The sequence below is a fragment of the Providencia sp. Me31A genome, assembly GCF_050487165.1.
Classification (GTDB): Bacteria; Pseudomonadota; Gammaproteobacteria; order Enterobacterales; family Enterobacteriaceae; genus Providencia.
This window is the reverse complement of sequence record NZ_JBKQGZ010000001.1, coordinates 134343-160025: the sequence shown is the minus strand read 5'-3', so window position 1 is coordinate 160025 and position 25683 is coordinate 134343. Positions and strand designations below refer to the sequence as shown.

Annotated in this window: 33 protein-coding genes; 23 read left to right on the top strand and 10 right to left on the bottom strand. The window is 40.4% G+C overall.

Annotated elements, in window-relative coordinates; genetic code table 11:
- Position 1: 1 nt before the first annotated feature.
- The 4 genes from ACLPIE_RS00820 (at position 2) to ACLPIE_RS00805 (ending at position 2710) form a co-directional block, all read left to right on the top strand.
- Positions 2 to 868 (top strand): DUF6387 family protein, encoded by an 867-nt coding sequence (locus tag ACLPIE_RS00820; protein ID WP_430258766.1) that lies wholly within the window; start codon positions 2 to 4, stop codon positions 866 to 868.
- Positions 852 to 1679: a DUF6387 family protein gene (locus tag ACLPIE_RS00815; RefSeq protein ID WP_430258764.1), complete on the top strand. Its 828-nt coding sequence runs from the start codon at positions 852 to 854 to the stop codon at positions 1677 to 1679. Before ACLPIE_RS00820 ends, ACLPIE_RS00815 begins: the two co-directional genes overlap by 17 nt.
- Before the next feature lie 129 nt (positions 1680 to 1808).
- Positions 1809 to 2108, top strand: a complete 300-nt coding sequence (locus ACLPIE_RS00810) for a helix-turn-helix transcriptional regulator (protein ID WP_140171477.1) — start codon at positions 1809 to 1811, stop codon at positions 2106 to 2108.
- Between the two features lie 5 nt (positions 2109 to 2113).
- Positions 2114 to 2710, top strand: coding sequence for a BRO-N domain-containing protein (locus ACLPIE_RS00805; RefSeq protein WP_430258761.1), 597 nt, complete (start codon positions 2114 to 2116; stop codon positions 2708 to 2710).
- Positions 2711 to 2849: 139 nt separating this feature from the next.
- On the opposite strand, the gene ACLPIE_RS00800 is transcribed toward ACLPIE_RS00805, so the two are convergent.
- Positions 2850 to 3029, bottom strand: coding sequence for a YlcI/YnfO family protein (locus ACLPIE_RS00800; RefSeq protein WP_430258759.1), 180 nt, complete (start codon positions 3027 to 3029; stop codon positions 2850 to 2852).
- A 193-nt stretch (positions 3030 to 3222) separates the two neighbouring features.
- Between ACLPIE_RS00800 and ACLPIE_RS00795 the strand changes: the two genes are divergently transcribed.
- The 15 genes from ACLPIE_RS00795 (at position 3223) to ACLPIE_RS00725 (ending at position 13141) form a co-directional block, all read left to right on the top strand.
- A complete protein-coding gene (locus tag ACLPIE_RS00795) occupies positions 3223 to 3390 on the top strand; it encodes a host cell division inhibitor Icd-like protein (protein ID WP_180359489.1) in 168 nt (55 codons plus the stop codon).
- A 1-nt stretch (position 3391) separates the two neighbouring features.
- Positions 3392 to 3697, top strand: coding sequence for a hypothetical protein (locus ACLPIE_RS00790; RefSeq protein ID WP_369096130.1), 306 nt, complete (start codon positions 3392 to 3394; stop codon positions 3695 to 3697).
- A complete protein-coding gene (locus ACLPIE_RS00785) occupies positions 3687 to 4046 on the top strand; it encodes a hypothetical protein (protein ID WP_430258757.1) in 360 nt (119 codons plus the stop codon). The genes ACLPIE_RS00790 and ACLPIE_RS00785 overlap by 11 nt, the downstream gene beginning before the upstream one ends.
- Entirely contained in the window at positions 4043 to 5716 is a 1674-nt protein-coding gene (locus tag ACLPIE_RS00780; protein ID WP_430258755.1) for a primase-helicase family protein, read from the top strand. The genes ACLPIE_RS00785 and ACLPIE_RS00780 overlap by 4 nt, the downstream gene beginning before the upstream one ends.
- A gap of 294 nt (positions 5717 to 6010) precedes the next feature.
- Complete coding sequence (locus ACLPIE_RS00775; RefSeq protein ID WP_140171483.1) at positions 6011 to 6265, top strand: hypothetical protein; 255 nt, start codon at positions 6011 to 6013, stop codon at positions 6263 to 6265.
- Between the two features lie 231 nt (positions 6266 to 6496).
- Positions 6497 to 7651, top strand: coding sequence for a phage major capsid protein (locus tag ACLPIE_RS00770; RefSeq protein ID WP_166686628.1), 1155 nt, complete (start codon positions 6497 to 6499; stop codon positions 7649 to 7651).
- A gap of 39 nt (positions 7652 to 7690) precedes the next feature.
- A complete protein-coding gene (locus ACLPIE_RS00765) occupies positions 7691 to 8245 on the top strand; it encodes an HK97 family phage prohead protease (protein WP_140171485.1) in 555 nt (184 codons plus the stop codon).
- Complete coding sequence (locus ACLPIE_RS00760; RefSeq protein WP_166686629.1) at positions 8245 to 9465, top strand: phage portal protein; 1221 nt, start codon at positions 8245 to 8247, stop codon at positions 9463 to 9465. Before ACLPIE_RS00765 ends, ACLPIE_RS00760 begins: the two co-directional genes overlap by 1 nt.
- Positions 9462 to 9800: a phage head closure protein gene (locus ACLPIE_RS00755; RefSeq protein ID WP_430258752.1), complete on the top strand. Its 339-nt coding sequence runs from the start codon at positions 9462 to 9464 to the stop codon at positions 9798 to 9800. Before ACLPIE_RS00760 ends, ACLPIE_RS00755 begins: the two co-directional genes overlap by 4 nt.
- Positions 9793 to 10089 (top strand): head-tail connector protein, encoded by a 297-nt coding sequence (locus ACLPIE_RS00750; RefSeq protein ID WP_208292461.1) that lies wholly within the window; start codon positions 9793 to 9795, stop codon positions 10087 to 10089. Before ACLPIE_RS00755 ends, ACLPIE_RS00750 begins: the two co-directional genes overlap by 8 nt.
- Positions 10090 to 10536 carry an HNH endonuclease gene (locus tag ACLPIE_RS00745; RefSeq protein WP_430258750.1) on the top strand — a complete coding sequence of 149 codons (447 nt, stop codon included), beginning with the start codon at positions 10090 to 10092 and terminating at the stop codon, positions 10534 to 10536.
- Positions 10529 to 10681, top strand: a complete 153-nt coding sequence (locus ACLPIE_RS00740) for a hypothetical protein (protein ID WP_369113832.1) — start codon at positions 10529 to 10531, stop codon at positions 10679 to 10681. The genes ACLPIE_RS00745 and ACLPIE_RS00740 overlap by 8 nt, the downstream gene beginning before the upstream one ends.
- A 128-nt stretch (positions 10682 to 10809) precedes the next feature.
- The gene (locus tag ACLPIE_RS00735; RefSeq protein ID WP_140171490.1) at positions 10810 to 11163 is read left to right on the top strand and encodes a phage terminase small subunit P27 family; all 354 of its coding nucleotides are present in this window, start codon (positions 10810 to 10812) and stop codon (positions 11161 to 11163) included.
- Positions 11160 to 12821, top strand: a complete 1662-nt coding sequence (locus ACLPIE_RS00730) for a terminase large subunit (protein WP_337271756.1) — start codon at positions 11160 to 11162, stop codon at positions 12819 to 12821. The genes ACLPIE_RS00735 and ACLPIE_RS00730 overlap by 4 nt, the downstream gene beginning before the upstream one ends.
- 38 nt (positions 12822 to 12859) lie before the next feature.
- Positions 12860 to 13141 (top strand): hypothetical protein, encoded by a 282-nt coding sequence (locus ACLPIE_RS00725; RefSeq protein ID WP_430258747.1) that lies wholly within the window; start codon positions 12860 to 12862, stop codon positions 13139 to 13141.
- Here ACLPIE_RS00725 and ACLPIE_RS00720 read toward each other — a convergent pair.
- From ACLPIE_RS00720 to ACLPIE_RS00685, 8 genes are all read right to left on the bottom strand, one after another.
- Entirely contained in the window at positions 13128 to 13502 is a 375-nt protein-coding gene (locus ACLPIE_RS00720) for a hypothetical protein (protein ID WP_430258745.1), read from the bottom strand. The genes ACLPIE_RS00725 and ACLPIE_RS00720 overlap by 14 nt on opposite strands.
- Before the next feature lie 329 nt (positions 13503 to 13831).
- Positions 13832 to 14128 carry a DNA-binding transcriptional regulator Fis gene (fis, locus tag ACLPIE_RS00715; protein WP_004258438.1) on the bottom strand — a complete coding sequence of 99 codons (297 nt, stop codon included), beginning with the start codon at positions 14126 to 14128 and terminating at the stop codon, positions 13832 to 13834.
- Between the two features lie 7 nt (positions 14129 to 14135).
- On the bottom strand, positions 14136 to 15119 hold the full coding sequence (dusB, locus tag ACLPIE_RS00710) for a tRNA dihydrouridine synthase DusB (protein WP_430258743.1): 984 nt from the start codon (positions 15117 to 15119) through the stop codon (positions 14136 to 14138).
- 316 nt (positions 15120 to 15435) lie between these two features.
- Entirely contained in the window at positions 15436 to 16320 is an 885-nt protein-coding gene (gene prmA / locus ACLPIE_RS00705) for a 50S ribosomal protein L11 methyltransferase (protein WP_430258741.1), read from the bottom strand.
- 22 nt (positions 16321 to 16342) lie between these two features.
- On the bottom strand, positions 16343 to 17797 hold the full coding sequence (panF, locus tag ACLPIE_RS00700; RefSeq protein ID WP_430258943.1) for a sodium/pantothenate symporter: 1455 nt from the start codon (positions 17795 to 17797) through the stop codon (positions 16343 to 16345).
- Positions 17787 to 18029, bottom strand: a complete 243-nt coding sequence (locus tag ACLPIE_RS00695; RefSeq protein ID WP_430258739.1) for a DUF997 family protein — start codon at positions 18027 to 18029, stop codon at positions 17787 to 17789. The genes panF and ACLPIE_RS00695 overlap by 11 nt, the downstream gene beginning before the upstream one ends.
- 140 nt (positions 18030 to 18169) lie before the next feature.
- Positions 18170 to 18469 (bottom strand): DUF202 domain-containing protein, encoded by a 300-nt coding sequence (locus tag ACLPIE_RS00690; protein WP_430258738.1) that lies wholly within the window; start codon positions 18467 to 18469, stop codon positions 18170 to 18172.
- A gap of 7 nt (positions 18470 to 18476) precedes the next feature.
- A complete protein-coding gene (locus ACLPIE_RS00685; protein ID WP_430258736.1) occupies positions 18477 to 18833 on the bottom strand; it encodes a YidH family protein in 357 nt (118 codons plus the stop codon).
- A gap of 165 nt (positions 18834 to 18998) precedes the next feature.
- Here ACLPIE_RS00685 and ACLPIE_RS00680 point away from each other — a divergent pair, with 165 nt between their 5' ends.
- Genes ACLPIE_RS00680 through ACLPIE_RS00665 form a run of 4 tightly spaced genes read left to right on the top strand, consistent with a single transcriptional unit; the run spans position 18999 to position 24252 of the window.
- Positions 18999 to 20423, top strand: a complete 1425-nt coding sequence (locus ACLPIE_RS00680) for a PTS transporter subunit EIIC (RefSeq protein ID WP_430258734.1) — start codon at positions 18999 to 19001, stop codon at positions 20421 to 20423.
- Positions 20424 to 20437: 14 nt separating this feature from the next.
- Positions 20438 to 22207, top strand: a complete 1770-nt coding sequence (locus ACLPIE_RS00675) for a sulfatase (protein WP_430258733.1) — start codon at positions 20438 to 20440, stop codon at positions 22205 to 22207.
- A gap of 52 nt (positions 22208 to 22259) precedes the next feature.
- A complete protein-coding gene (locus ACLPIE_RS00670; protein WP_430258731.1) occupies positions 22260 to 22976 on the top strand; it encodes a GntR family transcriptional regulator in 717 nt (238 codons plus the stop codon).
- A 25-nt stretch (positions 22977 to 23001) separates the two neighbouring features.
- The gene (locus tag ACLPIE_RS00665; RefSeq protein ID WP_430258729.1) at positions 23002 to 24252 is read left to right on the top strand and encodes an anaerobic sulfatase maturase; all 1251 of its coding nucleotides are present in this window, start codon (positions 23002 to 23004) and stop codon (positions 24250 to 24252) included.
- Between the two features lie 74 nt (positions 24253 to 24326).
- Here ACLPIE_RS00665 and accC read toward each other — a convergent pair whose 3' ends face one another.
- On the bottom strand, positions 24327 to 25673 hold the full coding sequence (gene accC / locus ACLPIE_RS00660; RefSeq protein WP_430258727.1) for an acetyl-CoA carboxylase biotin carboxylase subunit: 1347 nt from the start codon (positions 25671 to 25673) through the stop codon (positions 24327 to 24329).
- Positions 25674 to 25683: the final 10 nt, after the last annotated feature.

The window sequence follows — 25683 nt, the reverse complement described above, 5'->3', positions numbered from 1 at the left end:
TATGAGAATAAAAAATAAAAATAATCTACCAAAATATTTTAATTTGAAAAATTATGATTCTTTACACCTTTTAAGTGATAGGGATTTGTTTAGGCAGCTATATTGGCGTAGTGAGGATTTAGATTTTGATACAGAGAAAAAGCTAACAGATTATCCCGAATATGGGCTTGTTAAAGGTCAAAATTATCCAATGAACAATAGTTTGGGTGATCCATTTAATGAATTACAAGGAGATGATTCTTTTCTGAAAAAAGAGAATGAGTATATAAAAAAGGAAAAATTAAAAATATTAAATATGAGTTATTTAGATGGGGTAAAGCCTTTAACACGATTTGATATTTTATTTTTAAATAAATTAGATGCTAGCGATGGATATTGTAAGGATAAACCGATAGCACTAGATGAAGACTACATTAAAGAATTATTGGATAAGGATGATGGGTCTTTTTGGTCGGTAATGCGTGAACCTATAAATAAAATAAATGATTTAGAAGAACAGGTTATGATAAGTTTAGATCTCACTTGTCGAGATGAATATCTCATTGAGAATATAACAAATTTACTTCCTATATGGAGAAAAGAACTGAATTTACCAGAGCCTAAAAGACCGATATCTGGAGACTGGAACAGTGTTAGAAAAAAGATATTAGAGTATAAGATAATCCCATTAATTGATTTAAAATCATGGGCTAAGGCCACTGGCAACTCTATAACAAATGGTGTGCTAACCGTTTCTTTATTTCCAGATGGAGAAAAGGATTCTATTGTTTTTTCTCAAACTATTATTCCATTTTTAAATAATGTTTTATGTTTTCAATCATTGGATAAATTTAAAAAAGAGATTATTAAAAATGAAGAAAATAAATAATTTAAAAGATATTGCTAAAGAATTTAACTTGGATAATTATGAATGCTTATCTTATTTATCCGATGTTGAGCTATTGAAACAATTAGAGTTTAGAATTGATTTAAAAGATATTAATTGTGATATTGATACTATATTATGGTATATGGAAAATGGTGGGAATGTATCTTTTGAAAAATCAAACAATGATAAAAGTGAATTTGAAGTTAAATATTTTAAACATCTTGAGTCTTGTAATGTGCTGAGTTGTGAGACTGGAATAAATCCTTTATCGAGACGACTGATACAAACAATGTCAATCATGAATGATCAAAATGGGGATAGAAAAGGAAAACCAATATTTATAAGTGATGATGAATGTGAAGAAATTATGAAAAATGGGGAAGACTATCATGGTCTAATTCAAGCTAGGGCAAATGATAGCATTAGTCTAATATCAAATTTTGGTTGTTGGATTGATATTGATCTAAGTTATCCAGATGAATTACTAATAAATAATTTTTCTAAATTATTAGCAAGGTGGCGGGATGAGCTTGAATGGAATACTGAAGCTGAACCAATAAAATTTAACAAATGGAAAGTAGTTAGGGAAAAAATAATTAAATACAAAGTTATACCATATTTGGACTTAATGAAATGGGCTGATACCCTTAATGTTAAAATCCCAGTAAGAGTGATTGTATTTGCTTTATATCCTGATTCGGAACAAGATTCTTTTTCTTTCACTCAGACAGTGAAACCGTTTATAGAAAAATTAGCTAGTGATTTTTTCATAGATAAAATGGAGATGGAAATATCTAATAGTAAACTATAAAAAATTACTCTTAGATTGTTTCTTTGTTAGTCTTATACTTAGATTAATTCATTAAGTTTCAATGGGTTGTTATTGATATTTTTAACTGAAAAAATACCCTCACGAAAACACAAATACAGTGAGGGTTACATGACAAAACAATTCTTAACACCAACACCAGAAGAGCGTCGCTCTATCCTTTCTGAGTATGGCGAACAATATGACCGCCTGATCCGTGAAAAAGATCGTCAACGTATTACATCTATTTCACGCACCACCGCCTATACGCTAGAAAAAGCTAATAAATTTCCTGCCAGAAAGCCATTAGGCCGTAACTCCTGTGCATGGTTACTTAGTGACTTACTTTTATGGGTTCGTAATCCGCCATCAGTCGAAGATATCAATAACCCATATAGCCGTAAGAAAAAAGAAACCGCAGATCAGGAATAAATAATATGAAAAAGAAAAATAACAGCTTAATTGCTGGCGGCTTCGCTCACTCTAAATTCAGTGAAGAGACTATTTTAAATATTAACTCAGATGATATTTCCGTTATTCGATTTGAGGGGGTAGAGGTACGGATAGTTAAAATTAATAATGATCCGTGGTTCGTTGCTAAGGATGTTTGTGATGCACTAGGAATTACCAACCCTAGTAAGGCATTAAATGCTTTAGATTTGGATGAAAAAAATACTGTAACTTTAAGTTATGGTATTCAGGGAAATCCGAACAGGCAGGTTATAGCAGAGTCTGGTTTCTATAAACTAATTGCTCGTAGCCGTAAGGCGATTACTAAAGGTACATTCGCGCACCGTTTCACTAACTGGGTATTCAGGGGTGTTATTCCATCTATCCGTAAAACTGGCGCGTATGGTGTTCCATTTGGTGAACTGAATGATTTAACCAAACGTCAGCAGCAATACAAAATTACATCATCTCAACATGGTCGAGAACTCCAGTCATGCAAGCAAAAGAAAGCTGATTTACAGCGTGAAGAATCGGAATTATGGAAAAAGTACCAGCCTGATTTACTTCATGGGGAGGTGATTTGATGATTATAGCAAATAAAAAAGGTAGCACTGCGAATGCTACCTCTTCAAACAACAACTTTATAAATCATTGTGCCAATGACAATAGCGATAATAACGCAAATTTATTCAATATCCTAGTTCAGCGACGATTGATTGTTAATTATTCACCTGATTGTTTGGCTTTGTGTTGCCTGCGTTTGATCTCTGCTTTAGCTGCCATGATTAAAAAACCAGCGGTGCTCTCACCATCAATTTTTAATGCTTCTATTAGCTCTAAATCTTCTAAAGGTAGTCTAACTGATACTTGTAGTGATTTATTATTCTTTCTTCCTGTTGCCATTATTGGATCTCCATCTTATAGGTGGTGTTCAGTATATACGAAATTATTTCATAAAAAAACATTGACGTGGTGTTCACCTTTAAATATATTGGTGGTGTTCACTTTTGGTTTTATAGGTAACAGAAATAGCAACGCCCCGAAGTGCGCTAACACTATCGAGGCGTTTAACCACAACGTAATGGAGTCTTACGATATGGCTATGTATAAGTCTACCCAAACTCACCCTAAATTCCTATGGCGTTTTTTCTCATGCCAGCAATTTAAATATTTCTTGGTTGAAGCAACTAACGAACAAGAAGCCCGTTCTATGCTGCCTGATTCCCCTTGCTTATTCTCTGCTCGTATTCGTCAAGGGGGTTAACATGGCTGATATTTATGATGTTGTTCTCCGTAATGATTTAAGGTTACTCAGTACTCAGGAATTAAAGGCTATTGCTCGTGATTCGGAGGAAGCCTGTATAGGGCTAGCTTTGGGTATGAAAGCTGTAGGTCAACTAACTTTTCATTCATTAAATTCTGAGGATTACACAGACCAACAAGCCAGAGACCACCTCAGTGGATTAAGTGATTTAATGATGTATTTGCCTCGTATCATGTGTGGCATACAGCAAAACCTATTAACTGCTCAATATGAAATTCAGCGTAGAGAGGTGAAACATGATCAGTAAATTACAATTCAACCAATTAACTGAAAAAGTTCACCAATATGAAGTGCGTTTAACTGAACTGGAGCAAGTTATAGCCTCAATGCAGCGTAAACATTCTATACCAGAGGGTATGAGTCCATTAACTACAATAGCTGCAGAAATGGGTTTATCCACCAGCAAGGCGGAACTATTGGCAAAAAATTGTGGTGTGCTGGTGGTACGTCAAGGTAATCAATTAATTGTTAACGAGGCTAAATTCAGAGAAGCGGCAACCATTATTATCAAAGGGGCTAAGCGTAAAATTGGCAGTAAATACTGGTTTCATCCGTTAATCGGTAAATTCACCATGTCCAGCGGGGTGAAAAAATGAGTATAGCCGGACATAAAAAACTACCTGAATGGTCAGATTCTTTATTCGCTACGGTTTATTTATGGGTGAAAAGAGGCACACCACCACAAAAAGCCGATACAGACGCTTCAATTATACGTTACCAGCAAAATCACCGTTTAAATGCTTTAGCGGTTTGTATGCGTTCTTTGGTGATGGATGGGGATATCACGCCTGATTGGTTTATTGAGCAAGGTTATCAATCAGCTAAACATCCAGATAAAGCCGAAGAAAAGCGGAAATGCCTTGTCTTAGAACACATCAGCGAAAGCGAGTTACTAAAAGTATTATCGGATACAGCTCGAGCTGATTATTTATGGCCACACGAATATGAGCAGCCAAAAGAAGTTATTGATCCTAATCGATTGGGTGATGGTACGCGCATCACTAATGAAGATGTTGAACTACTTGATGAAGTCAATAAAACCTATACGCATGTTTATGCGTTTGGTGATCATCATGTAGTCAGTATGCGCCCTAACCCTGTTACTGGTGAAACACACTGTTTTCAAACATTGAATTCATTCAGAAATAATTTTCTCGATCAGGGGCGTGTTGCGGCTCGTCGTTTGGGGGAGGCATGGCTTAATTGGCCGGGGCATTCAAAATTGTTAGGTGGTGTGGGTTTTTACCCCAATCCTGAGAATTGCCCGAGAGAAGTCTATAACCTGTACACAGGGTTGAGTGTTGAAGCCGTTGCGGGTGATGTAACACCTTACCTTGAACACTTAGAAAAAGTGATTTGTGCAGGGGATAGTGAAACCTATCAATACCTTATTGGTTGGTTAGCTCATTTGTTTCAAAAGCCGGAAGAAAAGCCCTCTGTTGCCATTGTGATGAAATCCATAGAGGGAACAGGTAAGGGGTCAATGGTTCGCCCATTGTTAGAAATACTAGGCATGTACGCTATTCAAGTGAATGGTTCTGGCCAAATAGCAGGACGCTTTAACAGTACCATAGCTAATAAGTTATTTGTGTTTGTGGATGAGGCTGATTTAACTGATGGGCGCACAGCAGAAAAGCTAAAGGCAATTATCAGTGAGGAGACCGTTAACTTAGAGAGAAAGGGTAAAGATCCCGAAATCATGCCGAACTATGCCCGTTTTATATTCGCCAGTAACCGCGACAGGGTAATTAATGCCGGCTTACGGGAAAGGCGTTACCTTGTGTTAGAACCCGATATTATTTATGCACAAAACAAAGGTTATTTTGACCGTTTACACCAGTGGATAAATGACAATGGCGCACAGAAATTATTAGCGTGGTTATTGTCTTATGACCTAGTGAATTTTGATCCAAGACGTGCCCCTGTTACCGCTGCATTAGTGGAAGAAAAACTAGCCAGTATGCCGCCTGTCTATCAATTCTTCTACAGCGAGTTATGGAGCCAGCAGCCGTTTAAATCCCAAAATAGGATTTATGCAACTGAGTTGGTGGACTCTTTTATGCTTTGGAGTGAGGCTAACGGAGAAAATATAAAGCCACCTGCAGCGCGTTCCACTGTTGGGCGAATTATGAGGACGTTGGGGATTCAAGTCGCTGGACGTTCTGATAGAGGCAATGGGCGATATTATGATCTCCCTGCTATCGATGAAATAAAAGCCTCGTTTGCGGCAATATTGGGGGAAAAGACTGAAAAGCTATTTACATAACACATGCACAAGCAATTTGCTGTACCACCTAACCCAATACCGATGATGTACTGATAAATAAAGGCTTTAAGGTTGGTATAGCAAAAGGTACAGGTAAAATTATAGCTATACCACCTATACATAAATCGGTATAGGTGGGCTAGGTTAATAAACAATCAAACCACATTGAAAACCACTTTAATTATTTGTTTTAAAATGGATTATTACTAGGTGGTACTGGTGGGATAGCAAAAGTAGCGATTTTACTAGAAAGAATCATTTAGAGTGAATAATAACCAATATAGGATTAAGAATATGAACGATATGACAACATTGCGTAATGAATATTTAGATGATCGTCAAATTGATAGTTTAGAAACTATGTCCCTTGAGGAATATAAATATCATGTAGAAGCCGACCACTTTTTATTTGTGGAGGGGCACGGGTTTTTAGTGGACGATTTTACAGGTCGGCCTTTTGCTAAAAGCCAAGAGCAGCTGGATATATTCATTGCTTACTTGCAAGAAATGCGCGAGAAAATGCCAAAACATGATAAGCGATATCGCTAAAAGTAAAGTTATGTAAATTAATATTACTCATGTTTTCGGATGCTTACTGCATCATACTTGGGGTGTTTTCTTTAAATTTTTCAGATATATATTAAGAAGTGGCACTCAGACGTGAGCCGCCACTTGACCGTTTAATCCTTGCTCCTCAGACAGGCATCTCCAGTTAAACGGTCATCCCCTTTCTCGAGCTGGTTTCACGTCTTAACATTTATTGTTTACGGAAACCACTTCATGAAAAAACTTATCGAATTACGCCAACAAAAGGCAACTCTCACCGAGCAAATGCGCTCATTGCTTACCAAAGCAGAAACCGAAAAACGTTCACTCACCGAAGATGAAGCGAAAAACTTTGATGAATTGCGTAGTCAGTCGGAATCCCTCAATACTGAAATTGCCCGCTATGAAGCGATTGCAGATGAAGAACGCAGCCAAGCAGGTAAACACGTATTAGGTGATAAAACCGTCAGTAATGATGAATTACGTCATTATATCCTGACAGGGGAAACCCGTACTTTATCTACTGGGGTTCCGGCTGATGGTGGCTATACCGTTATTCCTGAGTTGAATAAGCAAATTATGCAGCAATTAACCGATGATTCGGTAATGCGTAAAATTTGTACCATCAAAACCACTCATAGCAACGAATATAAACAATTGGTTTCTGTCGGTGGGGCAAAGGTCAATCACGGTGAAGAGGGGCAAGCCCGTACCGAAACTGGCACTCCAAAATTAGAAGAAGTCAGTATCAAATTATTCCCTATCTATGCCTATCCAAAAACTACCCAAGAAATCATTGATTTTAGTGATGTTGATATTCTGGGCTGGTTAAGCACTGAAATTGGCGACACGTTTGTTGATACCGAAGAAACGGATCTAGTCACGGGTGATGGTACGAAAAAAGCAAAAGGTTTCTTAGCTTACCCTCGTGAAACCAAAGCTGATAAAGATCGCGCATTCGGTACATTGGAAAAACTCGACGTTGCTGCCATTGATGCTGATAGCTTGATTGACCTGAAATTTAAATTACGTGCGAAATACCGTAAAAATGCCGTTTGGGTGATGAATTCTAATACTGCCGCTAAAGTGCAGAAGCTGAAAAATGGCAATGGTGATTATATCTGGCGTGACCGCTTACAGTCTGGCGATCCAGATACCCTGCTAGGCTTGTCAGTTCATTACCTCGAAAATATGGCTGATGATGTGATTGCATTGGGTGACTTTAAACGGGGTTATTTCATTGTGGATCATGAAACAGGTACGCGCACTCGCCCTGACAATATCACTGAGCCGGGCTTTATCAAAGTTCACACCGATAAATATTTAGGGGGTGGGCTGGTGGATTCTAACGCGATTAAGGTGTTGGAAGTCAAAGCCGCCGGTAAATAACAGAGGGGGCGTTAAGCCCCTTTCTTGTCAGGAATACCTATGAAAAATACCGATTTAGAAATTCGTACTGCGACCCTTTCAGCCAGTGATAAAAAGCTGGTGGGCTATGTCATTAAGTGGAATAGCCGTTCTCATGTGCTTTGGGATGAATTTGTTGAACAGTTTGCACAAAACGCCTTTAGCAACAGTTTATCCAGTGGGGCTGATGTTCGCGCACTCTACGAACATGATTACACCAACTTATTAGGTCGTACCATCTCTGGCACATTACAACTCACCGAAGATGCGACAGGGTTACGTTTTGAGTTAACTCCACCCGATACACAATTAGGGCGTGATGTGCTCACGTTGGTTGAACGTGGGGATATTGACGGTATGAGCTTTGGCTTTCGAGCGATTAAAGACCAGTGGGATATTAGTCAAGAGCCATATGTTCGTACTGTTTTAGAGGCTGAACTACGCGAAATCACGATCACCAGTTTACCTGCTTACCCTGATAGTGGGGTAGAGATTGCTAAACGTTCATTAACTACCCCTAAACCTCAATCCCCTGATTTGAGGGAAAAATGGTTGATGTTATCTGAGGTGGAATAATGTGGCCATTCAAACGTAAATCATCTGAATCCCGTCGCATGAGTATTGATGAATTTCTTTCGCTGGTGGGAATATCGAATACCAATTCCGGTGAACATGTTAGCTCATCAACGGCAGAGGGATTACCAGCGGTGATGAATGCCGTCACTGTAATTAGTGAAGCTATTGCCTCAATGCCGTGTTTTTTGTATCGAGTCCACAATGATAAAGGACGCGAATCAAGAGAATGGTTAAGCGATCATCCCGTTGATTATCTACTTAATGAAAACCCAAATGATTGTCAGACCGCTTTTCAATTTAAGCGTACGTTAATGCGTCACTGTTTATTAAATGGCAACGCTTATGCAGTGATTACGTGGGGTAAAGACGGACAGCCAAAATCGATACATCCTTACTCACCTAGTACGGTAGTTATCAATCGATTAGGCGAGCATCGATACAGCTACACCATTACCGAACCCTATAGCGGCAAGGTGAAAACCTACTTGCAAGAAGAAATCTTACATTTACGTTATGCCACCGATGACGGCTTTTTAGGTCGTTCCCCTGTCACTATTTGCCGTGAAACATTGGGATTAGGGTTAGCCCAACAGCGTCATGGAGCTAGCATCATGAAAGATGGCATGATGGCATCGGGGATCATTAAATCGGGTGAGTGGCTCGATAGCATCAAGGGAGCTAAGGCACTGGAAGCCTTAGAACGCTATAAAGGGGCGCGAAATGCAGGGAAAACCCCCATTCTTGAGGGTGGCATGGAATATGAGCAGTTAGGCATGAGTAACCAAGATGCAGAGTGGCTAGCTTCACGTCGATTCACCATTGAAGATATCGCCCGTATGTTCAATATCAGCCCCATCTTTTTACAGGAATACTCAAACAGTACCTACAGCAACTTTAGTGAGGCAAGCCGAGCCTTGCTCACTATCACCATGCGCCCGTGGTTAGCTAACTTTGAGCAGCAAATCAAATCTGCCTTGTTACTCACTTCACCTGTACCGAATGTGCGTTATCAGGTGGAATTTGATACAGCTGATTTACTCCGCGCTAACCCTACGGAGCGTTTTAGAAGTTATGAAACCGCCATTAAATCCGGTGTCATGTGCCCGAATGAAGCCCGTGAGCGTGAGGGATTGCCACCGCGTGAGGGTGGGGATGAATTTAGTCAGGCTTGGAAGCAGACAGTAGAAGTCAAAAAAGAGTCTGACGAGGTGAAAGAGTGAAAGCAGGACGATTAAGACACCAAATAACCATTCAAAAAGCGGAAATTAGCCGTGATGAATATGGTTCTGTTATTACTCGTTGGGTCGATATAGCCACCGTTGCCGCTGAGGTAAAAGCCATTAGCGGACGTGAGTTAATGGCATCGGGGATGATTATGAGTGAGGCAACTGTGCGTATCTGGTTGCGTTACCGTGCCGATATAACCGCCTCTCATCGTATTGTTTACCGCAAGCTGAACACAACCGGTACTCGATTTGGCATTGTCGCAGTGATCCCTGATGCAAAACACACCCTGTTAGAACTGCTTTGTAAGGGAGGCATATTTAATGATTAAGCCCGAAATCACGTTAGATGAAATGAAGCAACATTGCCGTATTGATGATGATTACGATGATGCCATATTAACTGTATATGCCGATGCCGCGCTGGAAGTTTGCCAACAACATATTGGTAAACGGTTTGATGATGGGTTGCCATTCACCCCAGCGATTAAGGTGGGCTGTCTGATGTATATCAGTATGCTCTATGAAAACCGTGAGATGGTGGGTAGTGATGGATTAAAAGAAGTGCCCCTCACTATTGGTTCTCTATGGTCAACCTATCGAGATGTGGGAGTGTACTAAATGGCGTGGCAACCGTTAAAGCGTTGTAGCTATCAGGGCTGTAAGCAGCGTGTGAAGTCTGGTCGATGTGATGAACATAAGCGAGAAGCCAGACGACAACAGGATAGCCAGCGCGGAACGCGAACGGAGCGAGGCTATAGCAATCAATGGGGCAGATACCGTTTACAGTACCTAAAAGCCAACCCGTTATGTGTGCATTGTCTGGAACAGGGTACATATACCCCAGCCGTTATTGTTGATCACATTATCCCGATTGAGGGTGACAGTGATGTGCTGTTCTGGCCTGAATACAACCATCAACCACTCTGCCAGTCTTGCCATAACCGAAAAACACAGCAACAAGACCCAATAACCAAGCAAAAGCGTAAAAACGGTGTTTATAGAGAGTTGGAAGCAAAAGCAGCACAGCATCATGATTGGCGACACGAGTATAACCAAAATGCGTGAAGATGAAATAAATCAGCTAGTTAAAGGACTACTAAGGCACAGTGAGCCGTACCGTAATCGGCAACAAAAAGCGCCTACAAAGCCTGTAGCAAGGCGTGTAACACAACGTGATAAAGAGCTAATGGATTGCTTTAGAAACCGTTAGAAAGGCACACAGAGGGGGTGGGGGCATCAAAAATGACAAACGCCCTCTTCTCAGGAACCGACCATCCCCTCTAATTTTTACGCACGGCAATTTTTTTGAAAATAATTTACTAGGAAATAGAGATAGTTATGGCAAGAGCACCCAAACCCCCTGTTTATCTTAATGAGATAGCCGCCAAAGAGTGGAAAGCAAAAGCCAAAATATTGGCTGAACGCGATGATCTTACTTTAGCGGATTGGAACAATTTAGAATTGTATTGCGTCAATTATTCAATGTACCGCAAAGCCGTTGAGGACTTAGACAATCGGGGGTTTAGTATTATCAATAGCCAAGGTAGCGAGAGTCGAAATCCCTCACTCAGTGCCAAGGCTGATGCTGAAAAAATCATGATAAAAATGTCCTCACTACTTGGGTTTGACCCGGTTTCTCGTCGTAAAAATCCAATTGAAACAGACGAAGAGGACGAGTTAGATCGCCTATGAACGCATGGGAGCAGTACGCGAGTGACATTAAAACAGGCAAAATTCCTGCCTGTCAGCGGCTAAAACAAGCCGTTGAGCGTTACTATAATGACTTAAATAACCCGCTTTACATCTTTGATAATGAGATTGTAGAGCGTTTTATCGGGTTCTCTCGTGTTTGTCCTCATGTCAAAGGGCACTTGCGAGGTAAGCCGATAGAGTTAGAACCGTGGCAGCAATTTGCTTTTGCTAATCTCCTTGGTTTCAAGGTGGCTGCAACGGGGCGCAGAAAGTACCGCAGTGCCTATATTCAAGTTCCCCGTAAAAATGCTAAATCTACCGTAGCTGCGATTCTGGCCAACTGGTTTTTAGTGATGGAAAGTGGACAACAAGATATTTATACCGCAGCTGTGAGCCGAGATCAGGCGCGTATTGTGTTTGATGATGCCCGTCAAATGTGTGTGTTATCTAAACCACTTAAAAAACGGGTAGCCATACAGCAACATAAAGTCGTTAATCCTAAGCGAAATAGCATATTAAAGCCCCTCGCAGCGAAGGCGGCAACCATTGAGGGAACAAACCCCAGCCTATCTATTGTTGATGAATATCACTTGCACCCAGATAATGCGGTCTATTCTGCCCTTGAATTGGGGATGGGAGCACGTCCAGAGGGGATTTTATTTGCTATCACCACGGCAGGGAGCAATGTTATTTCAGCCTGTAAACAGCATTATGATTATTGCTGTCAAATTCTCGCAGGTGAAGAACAAAACGAATCCCTGTTTGCTTTGATTTATGAGCTGGACGATGAGAAAGAAATTGACGATGAACGCCTGTGGATAAAAGCAAACCCAAATTTAAATGTGTCGGTCGATGGTGATGGGCTGTATGACACGATACAAAAGGCACGAGGCATCCCCTCTCAGTGGACAGAAATGTTAACCAAACGCTTTAATATCTGGTGTCAGGGGGAAACGCCGTGGATGGGTGAAGGCGCATGGTTGGCGTGTAAAATGGACTATGCCGAAACTGATCTTAAAGGCTTAGAGTGTTACTCAGGGATGGATTTATCTTCTACAGGGGATATCACCAGCGTGTGCTATACCTTTCCTGTCGATAATGAATTGTTGTTATTGACCCGTCACTATATCCCCGAAGCCCAGCTACAGAACCCAGCCAATAAGAACAGAGCTATTTATCGCCAATGGGTTAAATCGAGCTGGCTACGAACCACGCCCGGAGATTGCATTGATTATGATCGCATTCGTGATGATGTGCTCAGGGATAGCCAAGTCTTTGATATTAAACTCACAGGCTTTGATACGTGGAACGCCACCCACCTAAGAACCCAGCTACAGGGCGCAGGGCTAGACGTTGAGCCTTTCCCTCAAACCTATATGAAGTTTAGTCCTGTAGCGAAATCCGCCGAGGTATTCGTTAACCGTAAAATCATCCGTCACAATGGCGATCCGGTGCTTGCGTGGGCTATGGCTAATGTGGTGATGGAAACAGATGCAAATGCCAATATTAAACCGAATAAAAAGAAGTCAGCAAACAAAATTGACCCGGCTATCGCGTTCTTAATGAGTTTTGGCACATGGCAGATTGAACATGAAGATTTTGCTTTCAATTTAACAGGTGAACAAAAAGAACGTTTAGCCTCTTTTGATGGCGTATAACTCATTGATTTAGTTATACCTAATTTGGATTAAAAGTAATGAAAAAGAAAAAAGTGAAATTGAACCCAATAGCCACCATTACCGGAGTAGTAACGAAATGCCCTCAGCGAGTCGCTACAACTACTGATAAGGTGATGGTGTCAATGATGGTTGAAGTACAGAGTGATAAACGTAGTAATTACCCCATGAGGGTTACAGGTTTTGATGAACGGGCATTGAGTTTGATGTTATGCCGAAAGGGGCAAATAGTTACGATTACTGGAAGATCTTCCTACTGGCATGGCTACCAGTTAGTTATGCAAGATATTAGTTTACCCTAACACATTCACCCTCAATAAAATCTTCCCCATTATCTTCATATTTAACAAGGTTACATTGTCCTGGTAAACCGTATCGGCTAACAACGCAACGAACACCAGGGGAATCACCAGATCCTTGAGTCCGATTTTGACGCCTTTCATAGCTTGATACTTTTTCTAATAACCCGTCAGCAACCATGCTATCTAGCGTTCTACGTGCTGATTCAACAATACTTTTCTTATCAAAAGAATCCATACCATTGAGTATGTAAGCAACTCCAGCAACGTCAAAAGGTGGCGCGCCTATTTCACTAGTCACCCATTCGAGGTTATCAGCAGCAAACAAATTCATTATTTCTTTTTTACGTTTAGTTATTCTCATTTGTGTAATTCCTTATTGTGGGTGCTATCTATCCTACAATAAGGGCAGGGATAGGTACAGTAGACAGATGCCTTATTGTAGGCATCTTCTATCCTACATTAAGAGGTTTTAGGAGCATATGCTTCAATAAACTATTAGGTCTTGTTTTGCTAATCAAACAAGGGGAGAGGGAAGGGGAATCTACATACTTACAGTTTTGTATCTATCTTATAAAGTGTTTGTGTGGCTGTTCGGATTTCTATGTATAAACAATTGTATAAACATAAACAAAAAAGCACTCCTTGAAAAACAAGAAGTGCTTTTAAAAACAAAGCATTAACCGACTAGGATTAATTCATGCCGTATTTTTTCAGCTTCTTACGCAGAGTCCCACGGTTGATACCCATCATCAGGGCTGCACGGGTCTGGTTCCCACGGGTATATTGCATAACCATGTCCAACAAAGGCTGTTCTACCTCAGCCAATACCAGCTCATATAAATCATTAACATCTTGGTTATTTAATTGAGCAAAATAGTTCTTCAGTGCTTGCTTAACTGAGTCACGTAACGGTTTTTGAGTTACTTGATCTTGTGAATTTACAGTAGCAACGGTTAGTACGTCAGAATTTACGCGTTGTTCGAACATAGTTCTGTCAGCTCTTATCTTTATTTACGCAAAAATTTTCAAAAAATGCTTCCAACACCTCCAGCTGTTCGCTGGCATCCTCAATGGTGTTGAATAAGCGCCGAAACTGGTCATCAGGTGCATGTTCTTGGAGATACCAAGAAACATGTTTGCGCGCTATACGGGCTCCTTTGCCTTGACCGTAAAAGTCGTGCAATTCCCGTACATGCCCTAACATAATGCTTTTCACTTCTGCCATTGGCATTGGTGGCAATATTTCACCTGTGTCCAGATAATGCTGGATTTCCCGGAAGATCCAGGGTCTTCCCTGAGCTGCTCTACCTACCATCAAGGCATCCGCCCCTGTGTAGTCTAAAACAGCCCTGGCTTTTAGCGGGTCAGTAATGTCGCCATTGGCAATAACCGGAATGGTAACAGTCTGCTTAACTGCCCGAATGTTGTCATATTCAGCTTCCCCATTAAACAGACAGGCTCTAGTTCTGCCGTGAATGGTGAGCGCTTGAATGCCACAATCTTCGGCCAATTTGGCAATCTCTATGCAGTTTCGCTCTTCAGGTGACCAGCCTGTGCGGATCTTAAGTGTTACGGGCACATTCACTGATTTTACAACGCCTTCTAGAATCGACTTAACGATGTCTGGATAACGCAGCAGTGCTGAGCCTGCAAGCTTACGATTCACTTTTTTAGCTGGACAGCCCATATTGATATCGATGATTTGGGCACCACTCTCAACATTGATTTGAGCCGCAGCAGCCATTTCATCGGGATCATTGCCAGCTATCTGAACAGAACGTACCCCAAGTTCATCGCGATGAACCATCCTGAGCCTAGATTTGTCGGTCTTCCAAACTTGAGGATTAGAAGAAAGCATTTCTGATACTGTCATCCCCGCACCCATGTCATAACAGAGCGACCTAAATGGTTTATCTGTAATGCCTGCCATGGGGGCAGCAATAAGACAGTTTCTCAACTGATATTGTCCGATTCGCATAACTAAATGGGGGCCATACTGTGACTGCAAGGGCGCGTATATTACGCATTTTTTACGAGATATGAAAGGACAAACTTTGAGCAAACGGTTATTTATCACTAATTTTTTTATCTTGCATTTTTGCAAATAATAAATTAGTTATATTTAACAAATGGTTAGATAGATATTATAACGATTTATTAAAATAACTGTTGCATCGTTCAAATCTCGTGCAGAACAGATTATCGCCAGCTACTGAGCAATATTTGAGCTATAAGATAATCTATTCTACCGTTTTTTTCAAAGAAATTATTCTCTGATTTTTATAAAAATTATCTCAAAAACGCTTGACACCTGTAATGCGGCACCATTCATCTTTTTCTGTAACAGGGTCAATTTTAAAGGTTTCTTGATAAGCATCTGCGACACTTTCGGCTTGGGTTGCTAGCACACCAGAAAGTCCTAGTAAGCCACCGGCACGAGGTAGAACGCTTATCATTGGTGCGAGTTCACGTAAAGGGCCTGCTAGGATGTTAGCGACAACGACGTCAGCTTGTAGATCGTTAGGCTGATCTTTCGGTAGATACAGCGATAAACGCTCTGATACGCCGTTACGCTTCGCATTATCACGGCTAGCGATAATTGCTTGAGGGTCGATATCAATACCAATGGCATGAGCAGCGCCTAATTTCAGTGCGGCAATGGCTAAAATACCTGAGCCACACCCAAAATCGATAACTGTTTTACCTTCCAGATCAAGCCCATCTAACCACTGAAGGCATAGTGAGGTTGTTGGGTGAGTCCCTGTACCAAATGCTAACCCGGGATCTAACATAACATTGACCGCTGTTGGGTCAGGAACATCACGCCAGCTTGGGCAGATCCACAAACGGTCACCAAAACGCATAGGGTGGAAGTTATCCATCCATTCTCTTTCCCAGTCTTTGTCTTCTAATTGTTCAATTTTATGGACAAATCCACTTCCTAGTAACGGACTATTTTCTAATTGAGCAACCACCCATTTCATATCGGTTTCTGCATCATATAGGCCAATTACATCGGTATCACCCCAAAGGCGCGTTTCTCCAGGAAGAGGTTCAAAAACAGGGGTATCGTGACTATCTTGAAACGTGACAGACACAGCACCGCTTTCGATTAACTCATCGCCAAGGGCTTCGGCATCTTTTGCAGTTGAGTTTATTTTGATTTGGATCCAAGGCATATTAATCTCTTATTTTAAAATTCTAATTCGTTGATGTTTCAATTATTGGCGATTGTACTGGATTTTTGCCAAAAAGATTACCCACAAGAAAGGCAATAAGACTAAAAATCAATGATGGGACGATAGCGTGAAAGCCCATGAGCTCGATTTTAAAGCTAGCCAAAAGGGCGTAACTGACTCCGCCAATCACCATGCCACTAATAGCGCCTGTGCCGTTGGCTTTTTCCCAATAGAGCCCAAGAATTAATGGCCATAGGAAAACCGCTTCCAGCCCGCCAAAGGCCAATAAATTTAGCCAAATAATCATTTGAGGAGGGTTCCATGCAGCGATCAGCAGCAATGCCCCTAGGATCAAGGTAGAGTAGCTGGAGATATGGGCGAGCTTTTTCTCATTTTTAATTTGTGAAGGCGCTGCATTTAGATAGATATCTTTAACAATTGTGGCTGAGGATTGCAATAACTGCGCGTTGATCGTTGACATGATGGCAGCCATTGGAGCCGCTAAGAATATACCCGCCGCAAATGGGGGGAGTACTTGTACCATTAAGGTTGGGATCACTTGGTCTGGGATCGTTAAATCAGGTAAAATCGCTCGCCCTAATGCTCCGGCAAAGTGCATGCCAAACATTAATATCGCCATTACGATGGTACCTAAAATAATCCCACGGTGTACAGCTTTACTGTCTTTGTATGAAATACAGCGCACTGCCGTATGAGGTAAACCAATGACCCCGAAGCACACTAGAACCCAAAAGGAGGCTAAGAACGGACCACTTAAAATATCATCAGCCCCTTCCGGTGAAACCAGTTTTGGATCAATAGACTGCATTTTTTCAATTGCAGCAGGGAGCCCGCCTGCATGGTAGATGATAGCTACAAGTAAAATCACCGTACCTAATAACATAACTAACCCTTGTAGCGCGTCATTGAGTACGCTGGCTCTGAAACCGCCAATCGCGGTATACAGTGCAATAGAAACCCCAAAAATCATTAATCCATAGGTATATGGGATACCTGCCGCAGTTTCTAGTAACCTTGCTCCGCCAATAAACTGTACTGTCATTGCCCCAAAAAAGGCGATTAACAGGCTAATACTGGCAAACCACACTAAGAAACGGCTTTGGTAACGTGCATACAGCATATCGTTAAGCGTCACTGCATTGTATCGACGTGCCAAAATCGCAAATTTTTTGCCTAATACTCCAAGAGACAGCCAAATTGCAGGCAGCTGGATCATGGCAAGTAGTACCCAGCCTAAGCCATATTTATAAGCGGCTCCTGGCCCGCCAATAAACGAGCTTGCGCTGATATAGGTGGCTGTTATGGTCATTGCAAGGACAAAACCGCCCATTGAACGATTTCCTAAGAAATATTCATTGAGAAACTCGCCTTTTGTTCGTTTTTTATAAGCATAAACAGATAACAGAAAGACCAGTGAAAGGTAGCCGATGAGAGGCAGGAGAACTTCAATTTGCATCATTCTCCTCCAAAGAGATATCTTTAAAAATAATTTTAACCATCATAATGCATAGTAAAATAAATATGATGGGGAGAATTAGGCACGACCATTCAAACCATAATGGCAATCCTGTCACTCCGAGTACATTGCTTGGAATATAGGCACAAATGACCCAGCCTATCATGTAGGCTATGGTCAAATACAGTGACCAACGGGCTTCTTTATTTGATTGAAGAAAACGTTTATCCATCCGTTTTTCCCCTCGTTCTGGCAAAAATAATCAGCGATTGTACGATAATCCGAGAGAGGAGTGTAAAAAATTCCTGATAAACCGTAGGGGGGAAGGTGAGGACTCCATATTAAATGGATTATTTGCATTACAAACAAGATTCATGAAAGTAAAATTTGCAAGATAAGCATCACAGACATCAAAAAAATCACCAGAGATGATAATAATAAAAAGAACCGATTATCTATTTTTAAGCCGAACTTTGGGTACTCTGGTGTGAGGGTTCTCTTCAAACTGATAAGTAGCAAAAGTAAGACACCTAAGCTGGCACCGACTAACATATACCAAGAGGGAGTGAGTAAACCGGAACGCAAAAATAAAAACACGTTCAATGCCAATAGAAGTAAAGTCCGACTCCATGCTTGCTGAGTTCTTTCGGGTTGCAGACCAGGATCGCGCATAATAAACCTAAAGTAAGATATGGAATAATGAAAAAATTGCTGAGATAACAATAAATAATGTTATCAAATATAAGACAGGAGTATACGGCAGCGGTTTATCGTGACGCATCGCTATTTCATTTTGTTTCCACCGGTATGATGCCATAATTGCGATGATCCCTCCCGCTGAGGCAAGTAAAAGAGTGAGAGCTAGTTTTATCCACGGGTATTCGCTTATGTGTAAAAGCTGTTCAATCGCAATCGCACCAGCCAGAAAGGCTAATGCCGTTCTAATCCATGCAAGAAAGGTTCTCTCATTGGCAAGAGAGAAACGATAATCCGGTGTTTTTCCAGACGTTTTCCAATCCTCTTTTGGTTTTTTCATTATATATTTTCTCTATTTTATACGTTTGTCTGTAAAGAAATATTGAGAAGAAACTCACAAAACAATGATCTTAATGTGGGCTTTCTTGACCTGATGATATATTAATCTAAATGTTATAACAATATAACAAAGTATCTTACCTTATTAAGCCCTAAGAGAGGCATTATGGATCTCGATAAAATAGCTAAAAAAATAATTGAACTATCAGGTGGCTATGACAATTTTGTTCACGTCACTAATTGTATGACCCGCGTTAGAATGACACTGAAAGATGAAGGAAAAGCAGATATTGCAGGATTAAAATCTTTACCAAGTGTGTTAGGTGTCGTGAGTGATGAAACTCTACAAGTTATTGTTGGACCAGGAAAATGTAATAATATCGCTGATGCGATTAATCAACTGTTGAACTCTGATGAAGAGCGAGAACAGCTTCCGCCTACCGATACATTTGCTGAAAGTGATGTGTTAGCTAAAGCGGAAATTGCTAGAAATAAAGCAAAGAAAAAGACACCGGTTAAAGCGGTGCTAAGAAGTATAGCGAATATTTTTGTCCCATTATTACCAGGTTTAATAGCCGCAGGTACATTAATGGGGATCAACAATATTATTGTAAATTCTGCACATGCAGAAGCGCTGGCTCAGGGAATTCAAGCAACTGCAAACATGTCAGCAGCCCAAGTTATTTTGCAACAAAAAGGGTTGTTAGAAATTAGCACCATTATGGGTATTATCGCGAGCGGTTTGTTTAGCTTATTAGCGGTATTTACGGGTATTTTTGCAGCTAAAGAGTTCAAAGGAACAGAAATACTCGGAGGGATTTTAGGGGCGATAACGATAGCTCCTCAAGTTGCCGTTTTAGGATTAACACCGGGACAAGGAGGGTTAATTGGGGTTATTTTTGCGGTTTGGGTCAGTTGCTGGTTAGAAAAGAGGCTGCGCCGCTATATCCCTAGTATGATAGATGTGATTGCAACGCCAACCTTAACCATCATCATTATGACGGCATTTTTGTTATTCGGTATTATGCCCGTTGCAGGTGTTATTTCGAATGGTATTTTAGGCTCCTTAGCGGGTATTTTAGAGCACGGTGGTTTAGCTGCGGGTTTTATTCTATCGTCCTTATTCCCATTCTTAATTTCTCTTGGTTTACATCAAGGGCTCATTCCTATTCATCTTGAGCTAATTCAAGCCACTGGTAGTTCACAATTATTTGCCATCCAAATCATGAGTAACTCTGGCATGGTAGGGGCTGCGATTGCTGTTTTATTGTTAACGAAAGACCCTGTCATGAAACGTGTTGCAAAAGGGGCGATCCCAACCAGTATTTTAGCGGTGGGTGAACCTACTATTTTTGGTGTAAATATCCCAGCGGGTTTTGCATTTATTACAGGTTCAATTGGTGCAGGTTTTGGTGGGATGATGATTGTCTTGCTAGATGTTACTGCTAATGGAGTAGGGGCTGCGGGGCTGTCTGCATTGCCACTGATTGCGGATGGTAAATATCTTCAATACATTTTTAGTTGGTTGGTGGGAGCGAGTATTGCATTTGTACTGACTTATTTTGTTGGACGCATTAGAAAATATCAATAATTAAGGAATTAATAATGAAAGCTGTAATGTTAATGTTTGATTCATTGAATAAACATATGTTGTCGGCTTACGGCTGCCAAACAACGATTACACCTAATTTTGAACGATTACGTAAACGCGCTCTTAAATTTGATAATTTTTATGTTGGCAGTATGCCTTGCATGCCAGCAAGAAGGGAGTTACACACAGGTCGATATAACTTTCTTCATCGTAGCTGGGGACCGATTGAACCTTTTGATGAATCAATGCCTGAAATACTAAAAAAGCAAGGGATTCACACTCATCTAGTGACTGACCACAAACATTATTGGCGTGATGGTGGAGCAACTTATCACTCTCGCTTTTCAACTTACGAATTCATTCGTGGGCAAGAGGGGGATAGCTGGAAAGGTGTGGTGAATAAGCCAGTTGTTCACTATGAATCTGGAGAGCCTGAAGAAAATAAACAACGTAAAATCGCCAGTCGTACTCAACACTTGATCAACCAACAGTATATGCAGGATGAAAAAGATCATCCTTTGGTCAAAACTATAAATCATGGAATTGAGTTTATAGAGACCAATCAGAAAGATGATAATTGGTTTTTGCAATTAGAGTGTTTTGATCCTCATGAGCCGTTTTATGTGCCTGAAAAATACTTGAAATTATATGGGTTATCGAATAATGATTTTGATGGATGGCCACCTTATTACTTAGTGACTGAAGATGAATCGCAGCAGAAAGTGATCCGTGGATTTTATCAAGCGCTAGTAACAATGGTTGATGCTTATGTTGGTCAAGTTTTAGATGTATTTGATAAATATAATTTGTGGGAAGATACGCTACTAATCGTGAATACGGATCACGGCTTTTTACTAGGTGAACATGATTGGTGGGGGAAAAACATTATGCCTTTGTATAATGAAATCGCCAACACGCCATTCTTTATTTGTCATCCGCAAATTAACTCGGCAAATGAGTCACGCCAAATGTTGGCTCAAACAATTGATATACCGGTGACATTGCTTGATTACTTTAATGCACCAATCCCTAAAAATATGCAAGGTAAGAGCCTATTAAAGGGATTAGCCAATGACGAGTCTATCCGTGAGTATGCTTTATTTGGTTATCATGGTTGCCAAATTAACATTACTGATGGTGAGTATGTTTATATGCGTTCCCCAGTGATCCACGGAACTCAGGAACTGTATGACTACACATTAATGCCAACACGAATTAACCGTCGTTTTACGCCAAAAGAGCTACAAGGTACTCAATTGCATGACGGGTTTGATTTCACCCAAGGATGTGCGGTTTTAAAAGTACCAGCAACCAGCGTAATGACTACTGATTCAGATAGATTCGGTCATCGTTTATACAATGTTAAATTAGATCCATTACAGACGTCACCTGTTACCAATAAGACGGTAGAGTTACGAATGTTGGAAAATCTACGTCTCATGATGATTGAAAATGATGCTCCAGCTGAACTGTATGCGCGATATGGTTTATCTAAAGATCAATCTGTTACCCTTGAACAAATTGAACGTGAGCATCAACAGGCGGGCGCTGCACAAACGATATTCGACCAATATCCAATTTCACAAGCGGTTAAATATGGTGGAATGTCATTACTACAGTATATTGAAACACGCCAATTAAATGAGATAAAAACACGATTTATTGAACAACTATCCAATGGAATGACGGAAGAACAACTGATTGCTTTCATTATTGATAATTTTCCAGTAGAAAACCATAATGAGCTTATGTACCGGGTGGCTCTGGAAATGAGATTAAAATAAACAAGAGCCATTACCCGGTGGAGATAAACTGGGTAATGGCAATTATGGTTATATGAAAAAACAACTCGATTATAGCACTCACTCAAAACCTCTTTATGCACAGGTTTATGACATATTAGTGGATAAACTTAATAAAGGTGAATATCGGAAGAATGATACATTTCCCACAGAAGCCGAATTCCAAGAAATGTTTGGGATCAGTCGTATAACGGCAAGAAGAGCGCTATCGGAATTAGAAAAAGAAGGCTATGTAAAACGTTCCCGTGGGGTTGGTACGTTAGTTATTCGTAACTCTAAAAAAGCGTACGCAACCATCCATACACAAATATTAGGGGCGTCAACAGAACGTATAAAAAGGAAAATCATTTCAATTACAAAAATGGTTCCCAGTGATGAAATATGCGAAATCATGAAACTGCCAAAAGGCACTATATTGATACGTGTAGAACGTGTGATTACAAAGGGAAAGTTCCCCATTCAATATAACTGTTTCTATTTTCCACCTTGCATTGAAAGTGTCAGTGAAGATGATCTAGAAGATTCTATTTATCTATTTTTAGAGGCTCAGGGGCTAAACTCTAACCATTATACAGAAAAATTATCTGCTGTTGTTCCTTCCCCACAAGAAATGGCATTACTGAACATTGATGAAAAAAAACCAGTGTTATCTCGACGCCGTGTGGATTATAACAAAAACAACGAAGCTATCTTGTATATGGAAGGGAGTTACCTTAGCGATTATTACGAATACAAAGTGAATGGTAGTTAATTTAGACCATCACAAAGAGGTTATTATGAAAAAAGCATTTCACATTATGGCAAAGCCAACAAGTTATCTGTGTAATTTAAAGTGTGATTACTGCTTTTATTTAGAAAAAGAACATCAAACTGGGTTTAATGATAAAAAACTCAAATGTATGGATGACAATACATTACGAGAATATATTCGTCAGTATATTGAATTATCGCCAAGCCAGGAAATTGATTTTACTTGGCAAGGTGGCGAACCATTAATGGCCGGATTAGACTTTTTTCAAAAAGTTATCCGGTATCAACAGCGTTATGGTAAAGGTAAGCAAATATATAATAGTATCCAAACAAACGGAGTATTGCTAAATATTGATTGGGCTAAATTTTTAAAGGAACATCATTTTTTAGTGGGGATCTCTCTTGATGGTCCGCAGTGGCTTCATGATATTTATCGTAAATCTAATTCAGGTAATTCTGTTTTTGATAAAGTTATAAATGCGGTTAACTTACTCAAAGAACATCAAATTGATTTTAATATTTTGACGGTTATTAATAATGAAACGGCAAAATACCCTGAAGAAATTTACCAGTTTATTACTGAAAAATTGCAAGCTCATTATTTACAGTTTATCCCTGTGGTTGAATATGAAATAACAAATAGTAAATTTCAACATTTGAGTTACCCACAAGAATTGGGCGAAAAGCAATTAACACCATGGTCAATCACAGGGAAGCAATACGGAGATTTTATCCGTAAAGTTTTTGATCTTTGGGTAAGAAAAGATGTTGGTAGAGTATTCGTTCAGCTGTTTGATAATTCTCTCGCTGCGTGGTCTGGGGATATGCCAAGTTTTTGTGTGATGCAGCCTTCTTGCGGGTATGGGCTTGTCGCGGAGCAAAATGGGGATGTTTATAGCTGTGATCATTTTGTTTATCCTGAATTTAAGTTGGGTAATTTATTAAATAAGCCACTAAATAAGCTCGTTTACAGTAAGCAACAACAGCGTTTTGGCCAGCAAAAACTTAACCTCTCCTCGATGTGCCAACAATGTGAATTTAAGTTTGCGTGTCATGGCGGATGTCCGAAACATAGGACAACAAAAGTTGAAGGTAAATGGCATAATCATTTATGTGAAGGTTATAAAGCCATTTTTAGCCACATAAATCCCTATATGAAATATATGGCAAATGAACTACGCTTACATCGTCCTCCTGCCTCAGTGATGGATAATTTGCATTTATTTCAGCGCGTAGCACCTGTTGAAAATACAATTCCAATTCGTCATATCACTTAATTTTACCGCAAAAAAATACCGCACAGCATAGCTTTGCGGTATTTAATATGATAAATCAATGCGTTATATGGATGTTACTCCGCGATACCTAATTTTTTCTCTAAATAGTGGATGTTAGTGCCACCTTTTTGGAAATTTTCATCGCTCATAATCATTTGGTGCAGTTCGATATTGGTTTTGATCCCATCAACGATCAGCTCATTCAATGCGTTTTTCATGCGAGCAATCGCAATTTCACGAGTTTCACCATAGGTAATTAATTTACCAATCATTGAGTCATAATACGGCGGCACAGTATAGCCTGCGTAAATATGAGATTCCCAACGTACACCAAAGCCACCAGGTGAGTGGAAACGGGTAATTTTACCTGGACTCGGGATAAAGGTATTTGGGTCTTCTGCGTTGATACGGCACTCCATGGCATGACCACGAACTACGATATCTTCTTGTTTTACTGATAACGGCAAACCAGATGCAACGCGCAATTGTTCTTTGATCAAGTCAACACCGGTGATCATTTCAGTCACTGGATGCTCAACTTGAATACGGGTGTTCATTTCAATGAAATAGAACTCACCATTTTCGAACAAGAATTCAAAGGTACCAGCACCACGATAACCGATTTCAATACAGGCATTGGCACAGCGTTCACCGATATTACGGCGAATTTCAGGCGTAATACCTGGTGCAGGAGCCTCTTCAACCACTTTTTGGTGGCGACGTTGCATTGAACAGTCACGTTCAGCTAAGTAAACTGCGTGACCTTGACCGTCAGCCATGACTTGGATTTCAATATGACGAGGGTTTTCAAGGAATTTTTCCATGTAAACCATGTCATTATTGAACGCAGATTTTGCTTCCGCACGGGTGAGATTGATGGAAGATTCCAAATCTTTTTCGTTGCGAACCACTCGCATACCACGACCACCACCACCACCGGATGCTTTGATGATAACTGGGTAACCGATACGTTTTGCGATGGCTTTATTTTTCTCAGTGTCGTTACCTAATGGGCCATCAGACCCCGGAACGCAAGGAACTCCTGCTTTTTTCATCGCATTGATAGCGGAAACCTTATCACCCATCAGGCGGATGGTTTCAGCTTTTGGACCGATAAAAATGAAGCCAGAGTTTTCAACTTGTTCTGCGAAATCCGCATTTTCAGCCAAGAAACCATATCCTGGGTGAATAGCTTGTGCACCTGAAATTTCTGCTGCAGAAATAATTGCAGGGATATTCAGGTAGCTTTTCGCGGATGCAGCCGGACCGATACAGATTGTTTCATCAGCCAGCAACACGTGTTTTAGATCACTATCAGCCGTAGAGTGAACCGCTACAGTTTTGATGCCCAGTTCTTTACAGGCACGCAAAATACGTAGTGCGATTTCCCCTCGGTTAGCGATAACAATTTTTTCCAGCATGGAGACGCCT

Excerpts from the sequence above, each read along its gene's own strand:
- ACLPIE_RS00785 (WP_430258757.1), top strand. The coding sequence starts at position 3,687 with ATGATCAGTAAATTACAATTCAACCAATTAACTGAAAAAGTTCACCAA.
- ACLPIE_RS00765 (WP_140171485.1), top strand. The coding sequence starts at position 7,691 with ATGAAAAATACCGATTTAGAAATTCGTACTGCGACCCTTTCAGCCAGT.
- ACLPIE_RS00775 (WP_140171483.1), top strand. The coding sequence starts at position 6,011 with ATGAACGATATGACAACATTGCGTAATGAATATTTAGATGATCGTCAA.
- prmA (WP_430258741.1), bottom strand. The coding sequence starts at position 16,320 with ATGCCTTGGATCCAAATCAAAATAAACTCAACTGCAAAAGATGCCGAA.
- ACLPIE_RS00665 (WP_430258729.1), top strand. The coding sequence starts at position 23,002 with ATGAAAAAAGCATTTCACATTATGGCAAAGCCAACAAGTTATCTGTGT.
- dusB (WP_430258743.1), bottom strand. The coding sequence starts at position 15,119 with ATGCGAATCGGACAATATCAGTTGAGAAACTGTCTTATTGCTGCCCCC.
- ACLPIE_RS00695 (WP_430258739.1), bottom strand. The coding sequence starts at position 18,029 with ATGGATAAACGTTTTCTTCAATCAAATAAAGAAGCCCGTTGGTCACTG.
- ACLPIE_RS00760 (WP_166686629.1), top strand. The coding sequence starts at position 8,245 with ATGTGGCCATTCAAACGTAAATCATCTGAATCCCGTCGCATGAGTATT.
- fis (WP_004258438.1), bottom strand. The coding sequence starts at position 14,128 with ATGTTCGAACAACGCGTAAATTCTGACGTACTAACCGTTGCTACTGTA.
- ACLPIE_RS00670 (WP_430258731.1), top strand. The coding sequence starts at position 22,260 with ATGAAAAAACAACTCGATTATAGCACTCACTCAAAACCTCTTTATGCA.
- ACLPIE_RS00820 (WP_430258766.1), top strand. The coding sequence starts at position 2 with ATGAGAATAAAAAATAAAAATAATCTACCAAAATATTTTAATTTGAAA.
- ACLPIE_RS00675 (WP_430258733.1), top strand. The coding sequence starts at position 20,438 with ATGAAAGCTGTAATGTTAATGTTTGATTCATTGAATAAACATATGTTG.
- ACLPIE_RS00725 (WP_430258747.1), top strand. The coding sequence starts at position 12,860 with ATGAAAAAGAAAAAAGTGAAATTGAACCCAATAGCCACCATTACCGGA.
- ACLPIE_RS00730 (WP_337271756.1), top strand. The coding sequence starts at position 11,160 with ATGAACGCATGGGAGCAGTACGCGAGTGACATTAAAACAGGCAAAATT.
- panF (WP_430258943.1), bottom strand. The coding sequence starts at position 17,797 with ATGCAAATTGAAGTTCTCCTGCCTCTCATCGGCTACCTTTCACTGGTC.
- accC (WP_430258727.1), bottom strand. The coding sequence starts at position 25,673 with ATGCTGGAAAAAATTGTTATCGCTAACCGAGGGGAAATCGCACTACGT.
- ACLPIE_RS00740 (WP_369113832.1), top strand. The coding sequence starts at position 10,529 with ATGCGTGAAGATGAAATAAATCAGCTAGTTAAAGGACTACTAAGGCAC.
- ACLPIE_RS00720 (WP_430258745.1), bottom strand. The coding sequence starts at position 13,502 with ATGAGAATAACTAAACGTAAAAAAGAAATAATGAATTTGTTTGCTGCT.
- ACLPIE_RS00790 (WP_369096130.1), top strand. The coding sequence starts at position 3,392 with ATGGCTGATATTTATGATGTTGTTCTCCGTAATGATTTAAGGTTACTC.
- ACLPIE_RS00745 (WP_430258750.1), top strand. The coding sequence starts at position 10,090 with ATGGCGTGGCAACCGTTAAAGCGTTGTAGCTATCAGGGCTGTAAGCAG.
- ACLPIE_RS00735 (WP_140171490.1), top strand. The coding sequence starts at position 10,810 with ATGGCAAGAGCACCCAAACCCCCTGTTTATCTTAATGAGATAGCCGCC.
- ACLPIE_RS00750 (WP_208292461.1), top strand. The coding sequence starts at position 9,793 with ATGATTAAGCCCGAAATCACGTTAGATGAAATGAAGCAACATTGCCGT.
- ACLPIE_RS00780 (WP_430258755.1), top strand. The coding sequence starts at position 4,043 with ATGAGTATAGCCGGACATAAAAAACTACCTGAATGGTCAGATTCTTTA.
- ACLPIE_RS00815 (WP_430258764.1), top strand. The coding sequence starts at position 852 with ATGAAGAAAATAAATAATTTAAAAGATATTGCTAAAGAATTTAACTTG.
- ACLPIE_RS00690 (WP_430258738.1), bottom strand. The coding sequence starts at position 18,469 with ATGCGCGATCCTGGTCTGCAACCCGAAAGAACTCAGCAAGCATGGAGT.
- ACLPIE_RS00685 (WP_430258736.1), bottom strand. The coding sequence starts at position 18,833 with ATGAAAAAACCAAAAGAGGATTGGAAAACGTCTGGAAAAACACCGGAT.
- ACLPIE_RS00680 (WP_430258734.1), top strand. The coding sequence starts at position 18,999 with ATGGATCTCGATAAAATAGCTAAAAAAATAATTGAACTATCAGGTGGC.
- ACLPIE_RS00805 (WP_430258761.1), top strand. The coding sequence starts at position 2,114 with ATGAAAAAGAAAAATAACAGCTTAATTGCTGGCGGCTTCGCTCACTCT.
- ACLPIE_RS00810 (WP_140171477.1), top strand. The coding sequence starts at position 1,809 with ATGACAAAACAATTCTTAACACCAACACCAGAAGAGCGTCGCTCTATC.
- ACLPIE_RS00795 (WP_180359489.1), top strand. The coding sequence starts at position 3,223 with ATGGCTATGTATAAGTCTACCCAAACTCACCCTAAATTCCTATGGCGT.
- ACLPIE_RS00770 (WP_166686628.1), top strand. The coding sequence starts at position 6,497 with ATGAAAAAACTTATCGAATTACGCCAACAAAAGGCAACTCTCACCGAG.
- ACLPIE_RS00800 (WP_430258759.1), bottom strand. The coding sequence starts at position 3,029 with ATGGCAACAGGAAGAAAGAATAATAAATCACTACAAGTATCAGTTAGA.